Below are 6,667 nucleotides of genomic sequence, written 5' to 3'. Positions count from 1 at the left end.
ATCGTCCTCGGTCAGCTTCCGGTAGGAATCGGACTTGCCGGTCTTGTAGTCGGTGACCACCAGCGTGCCGTCGGCGGCGCGGTCGATCCGGTCGATCTTGCCGCGGACCCGCAGCGAGCGGTCGTCGCCCAGCGGGATCTCCGCGCCGTCGAACACCCATTCCGCGGCGACGGGTTCCAGTCCACCGAACTCCCGCCGCCGCCTGTTGTCCTCGTCGATCCAGACATGCAGGTCGGCGAGGATCGCGGCCCGGTCCTGGGTCCAGAGCAGGGAGAATCCGGTGACGCCCTCGGCCTCGGCGCGGGCGAATCGCTGCGCGGCGATCTCGTCCAGCGCGTCGTGCACCTGTGGCGGCCATGGCTCGCCCGGACCGGGTGTCCAGCCCTCGTTTGCGGCCCGCAGCAAGACCTGCTCGAGAATGTCATGGACGACGTTCCCCCGGTCCAGCGCGGAGATCTGGACCACGTCCTCGGGCTGCTCCACTGGGATGACCCTCAGCAGATGGCGCAGGAAATAGCCGTGCGGGCACTGCGCCCAGCTCTCCAGCGAGGTCGCCGAGACGGTCCCGCCCGACGTCGGGTCGGGCAGTTCCTCCCCGGCCAGGTTGCCGTCGAACACGGTGAACTCGTGTGACCGCCGTGCCGCACGGCCGAGACGCGCCCGCTCCAGGATCGAGTCGTCCGGCGCCGCGGGATCGTGGTCGACGGCGGCCCGCTGGCGCCACTCCTGAGCCGTGGACGGGAACGCGGCCCGCTCCACCGCACCCGCGTAGGACGGCGACTCACGCAGTCCCTCGACCGACTCCCATGCCGTCGCGATCACGTCGTCTCGTCCCGCGAGCGCCCGCAACGTCGGCAGCAGCCAGCGCGATGGAACACGGTTCCCGCCGAGGCGCAGGTCACCTCGGGGGAAGGTGACCACCCGCCCGCCAGTCGGCGCCGCAGCCAAGGAGGTGAGGACGTGCCGGTGCTGGCGGGACAGCCGCTGTGCCTGCGTGGGCAGCGCGCCGCGCGTGAGTTGGCGGACCCGGTCCGGGAGCAGGGGGTCGTCGTTGGAACGAGCCGGCAGCAGGCCCTCGGCCGCGCCCACCACGAACACGACGTCGACGTCCTCCCCGACGCCCTCCGAGACCGGGCCGACGTGCACCCCTTCGCCGATCCGGCCCACCCGGTCGAGGTCATCGCCGAGCTCCAGCTCCACGAGTTGCCGCAGCAACGACATATCCGGCGGCCCGGCGACCTGATCCAGCCCGGCGATAGCGGCCCAAACCCCGGCGATCCGCTCGACGGTGCGTCGCTCCTCCGGCGGCAACGAATCCGAGTCCCCCACAGCCAGCGTCGACGACCAGAGTTCGTGCACGTCAGCGGCGAGCTCACGCCATGTGGTGGCTGCCGCCACCCGTGCCAAGCCGGCCTGGATCGTCGTCACGAACGCGTGCAGCGACTGGGCCTGGTCCGCGCTCCGCTCGGCTCGGCGCACCTGCTCGTCGTCGGCGTCCGGGTGGTCGGCCAGCCAGGTACGACGACGCTCTCCGTACGTCCGCACACGGTCCCAGTCGGCGCCACGCACCACGCCGGCCACGCGGGAGATCCGCTCCCAGGCCGACGACGGGATAGGCGCGCCGCCCTGGCGGACCGGCGCGTCCGCGATGAACGCGAGCACCTCGTCGCGGCGGAAGTCATGGTCGGAGAGGGCCAGCATTCGCAGGACCGCGCGACCGTGACGGGTCTCCGCGATGGAGCGGACACCGCGGCCGAAGACAGCGACCCCAGCGCGGCCCAGGTGCTCATGGAGAAGCCGCGCATACGGGTCGGCGGTTCCGTAGAGGACCGCTACCCGATACCCGGACCGTCCTTCCAGCGCCAGCAGCACGCGCCGGGTGATCTCACGTACCTCGTCGTCCGGATCGGATGCGTGCACCACCACATCCGCCACCGGGGCGTTCTCGACGGTTTCGGTGCCGGCGCCCAGGGCGGCATACGCGGCGACAGGCCCTTCATCGGCGCCGGGATCACCGGTCAGGCCGACTATCGCCCGGACGTCCGTGGCGTTCGCGATGGCGGCCAGCAACGCCTTCTCCGGTCCGTCCAGGTCCTGCGGCAGGAAGACGACGACGCTGTCCGTCACGCCGTGTTCCTCGACCGCCGGTCTGGCGGCTTCCAGCAGATCCACCTCGTCGAACGCGTGCTGGACCAGCCTGCGGCGAAGATCACGGCACAGCCGCACTGTCTCGGCGACCACCTGTCCGTCGGCGGCCAAGGCGTCCACCGTCTCGTCGGGCAATGGACGCAGCTCCCGGTAGGCGCGGGCTAGTGCTCGCGCCGTGCCGATGTGCTGCGCCACCGGCGCGAAGACACCGGGCGAGTCGACCAGAGCCGCCCGGAGCGCGGCGATCAGCACCGGATCCGTCAACGGGCGCCGACCAGCCTGAGCCAGCTGATGACCACAGCTCACCTCGGCGAACCGGCGAAGCGTCAAGACCTGGAGCGCCGCGATGCCCGGCTGGCCGTCAGCCGGCCCACGAGCCAGCGCTCGCCGAACTGCCACCCCCACCCGCTCGCTCGGGACGATCACCGTCACCGGAGCCAGTGGATCACCATCCTTCAGCGCACAGACCATCATCACCAGCTCGTCGTACGCAGTCCGCCCATAACTCACTGTCCGCACTACGGTTCCCACACCTGGCTCCCCACTTGCGACGACTGCTGAACCTCCGTCACGAGACCGCGACTCTACCGGCGTTCCTCGAAGATCATGCTGAGCCCGCTGTTCGGGTGGTCGTTCCACGTCGCGTAGATCTCGCTCCAAGTGCCGTCCGTGTACAAGTCATCGAAGTCGTCCGGTGCATCGTGTCTGCGAACCGTACGAATAACCCCGGACACAACCCCCAGATGGCGACAGCTATCACAGCTTCCAGCTGCGCAATCCAGTTGATGCATGCCGTTCGCGCTCGGCTCACGACCGCACGTATCACGTGAAGTCCAACTGATGGGGTGCCCACCACACCGCCACTCTCGGGAGCCCACTATGATCAGTCCCCGTTCTGCTCAGCCGTGGGCTACGTTCGAGCGTGCGTGTGTCTGAGATCCGCATCACCAAGGCGCGGATCTGGCTCGACGACGAGGCACCCCGAGCCACGGACGCTACCGCTGGGCCCGCATCTGGCCTTCGCCGAGCTGACTCAAATAGAACCTCACCAGGCGCGAGTGCTGCGGAATCTACCCAACAATCTAGCTAAACTACCTAATGCATCGGAAGGTTAGGCAGTTTAGCTAGATTTGATTGGCGGGATCATGCGTAGCTTCATGGACCTCGGGCAAACCATCGGTCACGTCCCCGCCAACATCGTCGCCACGCTGCGCGAGATCGATCTGGGCTCCGGCACCGAAGCCCTCTATCGTCATCAACTGCCTGGACTACTCAGTGGACTGGCCAACCGGGCGCGTGTCGAAAGCGTCACTGCCTCCTCGGCCATCGAAGGCGTTGTCGTGGACGACGCTGCGCGCGCGGCCCGCATCGTTAACGACAGGGATACCAGGCTCCGGAACCGGAGCGAGGAGGAACTGGCAGGCTATCGCGACGCTCTTGATTACCTCTTCACCGAGGACTGGCGACCGCTCAACGTGGGCCTTCTCCTGCACCTGCACAGGCTGCTCTACTCTCGCACTGCGATGGCGGGCGGCCACTTCAAGGCGCAGGACAACCTCGTCGTCGACCGTAACTCCGACGGAACGACGACGACCCGCTTCCGCCCCGTCGCAGCGCGCGACACCGACTTCTACGCGCGCGAGCTCATCGACCGCTTGCAGACCGCGAGCAGCACGCGTAGCCATCATCCGGTACTCCTGATCGGGCTGTTCGTTCTCGACCTGCTTGTCATACATCCATTCGAGGACGGCAACGGGCGAGTAGCACGTGTGACAACCAACGCGCTCTTGAGCGACGCGGACTACGGCGTCGTCCGATACATCAGCATGGAACAGGCCATCGCTGAGTCAGTCGAGGAGTACTACCAGTCACTCCTGGAATCCACACACGACTGGCACGCCGGCGATCACGATCCGTGGCCGTGGTTGCGCTACTTCACGACAGTCCTGGCGGAGGCCTATGGTGAGTTCAGCCAGCGTGCCGCTGCCCGGAAGGCCAGCGGCAGCAAACAGGAACGCGTGCGCGACTACGTTCTGCATCACGCGCCCAATGTGATGCGCATGGCAGACATCCGTGCGGCCCTACCGGGCGTGAGCGACCAGACCATACGTCTCGTGCTTACCGATCTCCGCGATGAAGGAGTCATGACACCTGACGGTGTCGGACGTTCCGCCGTCTGGGTCCGACATCCACGTCGACCCCCGACGTAGCAGCGATCCACCATCGGAAACCCGGCGTCCGTCCCATCTACCCGTTACGCCCGGTCTGTGCCACGCTGACAACACGTCGTTAGAGGGGAACGGCTATGTACTGCACTCAGTGTGGTTCGCCGGTCGGCGACAGCGTGAACTACTGCCCAACGTGTGGCTCGCCGAAGCACGCGGCTACCACCACAGCCCAGACCGCCCGTCGGATGTCGCGGCCGGCCATGCCATGACCGCCGCCCACGTCGTCGAAGAGGCTGCCTCCGTCGCCATCATGCAGGAGGGTGGCCCGGCGTATCAGGCGTCCGTCGTCGGCGTGGAAACGTCGACAGACGTGGCACTCCTCGAACTCCACGAAGACCTGGACGGCCACGAGTTCGGCATCACCGGCTCACCAACCGTGGCCGGCGAGTCGCTGGCGGCGATCGGGCATCCCCTCGGTGATCCGTTGACCATCACGACCGGTACGACGTCTCGTGTCGACGACGCGTTGTGGCCGAGCTTCCAGCTGGATATCAGCGTCAGCCCAGGCAACTCCGGCGGCCCGGTGGTCCGTGCGGGCGGCCCGGTGGTCCGTGCGGATGGCGACGTCGTCGGGATGCTCGTCGCCAAGGACACCGAGGCGGAAGGTCTCAGCTACGCGGTACGCGCCGACGTCCTTACCGAGCGGCTGGAGAGCCCAAGCCTTCTCGCGCCTCCAGCACCTGCGGACTGCAACCGACCGCTCGGCCCGGAGGAGTCGGAGCTACCCGATATCGGTGCAGCGGATGATCTGGAGATCGCCGTCGCCGCAACGTTCAACAACTACTTCTCCGGCATCAACGGCGGCGACTACCAGCTGGCGTTCGACCAACTCTCACCCAGGCTGCAGGGAAACATGGCAGTCGACGAGTTCGCCGCCGGCGTCGAGACCAGCTACGACTTCGACTTCGTGGCCCACACCGTCGAGGAGACATCCGACGGAGCCCACGTATGGCTCGAGTTCGTCAGCCTCCAGGCACCGGGGTACGGCCCTGAAGGCGAAGCATGCACCTACTGGTCCCTGGACTACGAACTCATCTGGCACGACGGCTGGCTGCTCATCGACGGCGTCACCGGGCACGACGGCTCCTCAGGCCACGTCTCGTGCAGTTAAGAGGCAGCGCACAACGCATCGGATCGTATATCTACCTCCAGCATGTGTCGGTGCCCTCGACACGCGGGCAATCCTGTTACTTGCGGTTATGGTAGGAGCGCCCGATGCGCACATCGACATGAAAGTTTGCGACCATGACCCCGGCTGAGTTGATCGATCTCCTCCAACGGCTGATCGCGGCGTGGGAGAGCGAGGTCGTTGAGTTCAAGGAGGCAGGCGACGGCTCTACGCCAAGCTCGTCACCGACTACCTGGACAAGTTCGGCAACGCGTCTCGGCAGGACATTGACAAGCTGTTGTGGGACAAGCTCAGTGACGCGCTGAGCGACGAGCAGAAGGCCAACAAGATCTCCAACCTCCTCGCCAAGATGAAGCGCGGCGGACAGATTCGTAACGAGGGGACGCGCACCAAACCGTCGTGGAGGCGCGCCTGATTGCCGAAAGCTCAGCGACGTTTATGAAAGCCCCCCGACGTCCTCGTGAACGTTTCCACTGGTCAGAACCAAGGCCTCTTTTATTCGGCGGCTGCAGAAGTCCGTTGTTGTTGGACGGATGCCGAAAGCTGCAGGCTCGCTCAGGCCGCCGGGGTGGAGACCAGCTACGACTTCGAAGTCCACACCGTCGAGGACACGTCCGACGGAGCCCACGTGTGGCTCGAGTTCGTCAGCCTCCAAGCACCCGGCTACGGACCTGAAGGCGAAGCATGCACCTGCAGGTGAAAGTGCCCTACCAAGCCGCGGCCGGTTTCAGTACATGATCGCAGCCCGACGGCTGCCGAACTGCTCGGGCTCCCCCGGAAGTGATCCAGCTCGCCCCTCCGCCACTCTTCAAGCCGTCCATGCCGCCGCAGCGGACAGCGAGCAGCGCACGGAGACATCATCCGGTACTCCTGATCGGGCTGTGTTTAGAGCGCCGCTCCCGGCCGTGCTGTCAATCGAACCGCATGCCTTCCCAGATCGGGCGGATGGGGTGCGGGTCGTCCACGACCTCCGACGTGGACGCGAAGCGCATAGTTGCTCGGCTGTCGGGGCAGTATCGCGGCCATCCGGGGTCTCCGGCAGTGGCGAACGCGATCCACGCCCGGTGCATGGCGTCGGCCAGGTCCTGCGGCGGCTCCGACCCGGTCAACAGCCGCATCTTCTCGTCGTCGAGCATGTCGAAGACGAACGGCACCTCCAGGA

Annotated in this window: 5 protein-coding genes and 1 pseudogene; 4 read left to right on the top strand and 2 right to left on the bottom strand. The window is 66.5% G+C overall.

Annotated features, from left to right (window positions below; genetic code table 11):
* Positions 1-2,679: PD-(D/E)XK nuclease family protein (locus ELR45_RS07080; RefSeq protein WP_165367551.1), on the bottom strand; the 2,679-nt coding region annotated here is incomplete at its 3' end.
* Between the two features lie 614 nt (positions 2,680-3,293).
* On the opposite strand from ELR45_RS07080, the gene ELR45_RS07075 reads away from it, so the two are divergent.
* The 4 genes from ELR45_RS07075 (at position 3,294) to ELR45_RS07060 (ending at position 5,920) form a co-directional block, all read left to right on the top strand.
* Positions 3,294-4,358 carry a Fic family protein gene (locus ELR45_RS07075; RefSeq protein ID WP_129664629.1) on the top strand — a complete coding sequence of 355 codons (1,065 nt, stop codon included), beginning with the start codon at positions 3,294-3,296 and terminating at the stop codon, positions 4,356-4,358.
* A 95-nt stretch (positions 4,359-4,453) separates the two neighbouring features.
* Positions 4,454-4,585, top strand: a complete 132-nt coding sequence (locus ELR45_RS42555; protein ID WP_129664627.1) for a zinc-ribbon domain-containing protein — start codon at positions 4,454-4,456, stop codon at positions 4,583-4,585.
* Positions 4,582-5,487: a trypsin-like peptidase domain-containing protein gene (locus tag ELR45_RS07065; protein WP_129664625.1), complete on the top strand. Its 906-nt coding sequence runs from the start codon at positions 4,582-4,584 to the stop codon at positions 5,485-5,487. The genes ELR45_RS42555 and ELR45_RS07065 overlap by 4 nt, the downstream gene beginning before the upstream one ends.
* A 295-nt stretch (positions 5,488-5,782) precedes the next feature.
* Complete coding sequence (locus tag ELR45_RS07060) at positions 5,783-5,920, top strand: hypothetical protein (RefSeq protein WP_205856175.1); 138 nt, start codon at positions 5,783-5,785, stop codon at positions 5,918-5,920.
* Between the two features lie 496 nt (positions 5,921-6,416).
* Here ELR45_RS07060 and ELR45_RS37130 read toward each other — a convergent pair.
* Positions 6,417-6,667: pseudogene (locus ELR45_RS37130) on the bottom strand (carboxylesterase/lipase family protein); the annotation flags it as partial.

Source organism: Phytoactinopolyspora endophytica (genome assembly GCF_004138495.1).
GTDB lineage: Bacteria > Actinomycetota > Actinomycetes > Jiangellales > Jiangellaceae > Phytoactinopolyspora > Phytoactinopolyspora endophytica.
The sequence above is the reverse complement of the archived record's forward strand: the minus strand, read 5'-3'. Positions and strand labels throughout refer to the sequence as shown.